Annotated in this window: 1 protein-coding gene; it reads left to right on the forward strand. The window is 48.4% G+C overall.

What is annotated here, in order from left to right; translation table 11 throughout:
* Positions 1–141: 141 nt before the first annotated feature.
* A partial coding sequence (locus ACYVRA_RS08690; protein ID WP_461252320.1) for an FAD-dependent oxidoreductase occupies positions 142–471 on the forward strand: 330 nt, incomplete at its 3' end.

Here is a 471-nt window from a genome sequence, read left to right on the forward strand (position 1 = left end):
ACCAATGCTCTAATGCAGGTTCCGTGCGGAAGACATAATTGTTCGCGGCGCAGATTACGATGGCTTGCATTTTTCAAAGGAGTTTTTGCACAACTGCCTGGCAAAATTTTGGGAAGATTCCATGCAGGAAATTCCTCAACCGTGGATACATTAAGAGTAATAGGCGGCGGGCTTTCGGGGTGCGAAGCGGCTTTGCAGCTTGCCTGCCGTGGGTTTAGCGTGGATTTGTACGAAATGCGAAAAGGGGCGGGCAAAACTCCGGCTCACAGAACAAGCAATTTGGCGGAACTCATTTGCAGCAACAGTTTTAAGGGAACCCAGCTTACAAGCGCTCACGGGCTTTTTAAGCGGGAACTTAAAATGCTAGGCAGTTTTCTTTTGCAGGCAGCAGAAAAAGCAAGTGTTCCGGCTGGAGAGTCTCTAACTGTGGATAGGGAAATTTTTAGCGAGGAAGTGGAGCGTTTAATGGCA

This window comes from Treponema sp. R8-4-B8, from assembly GCF_054786175.1.